General features: G+C 68.6%; 1 pseudogene. It reads left to right on the forward strand.

Annotated features, from left to right (window positions below):
- Window positions 1-207: pseudogene (locus BN358_RS24915) on the forward strand (NAD(P)H-dependent oxidoreductase subunit E); the annotation flags it as partial.

The following is a 207-nucleotide window of genomic DNA, read 5'->3' on the forward strand; positions in this document are numbered from 1 at the left end:
GGTGAATCCGGCGAGGTGGACATGTCCGACACCACCACGTCCATCGACGAGGCGACCATGTCGGAGTTGCGCCAACTGGCCGGACGCTACCCGCAGCCTCGCTCTGCGCTGCTGCCGATGCTGCACCTGGTGCAGAGCGTGGACGGTCGGATCTCGCCGGCGGGGATCGAGGCGTTGCCGAGGTGCTCGGCATCACCACCGCCCAGG

This window comes from Sedimentibacter sp. B4 (assembly GCF_000309315.1).
Classification (GTDB): Bacteria; Bacillota; Clostridia; order Tissierellales; family Sedimentibacteraceae; genus Sedimentibacter; species Sedimentibacter saalensis.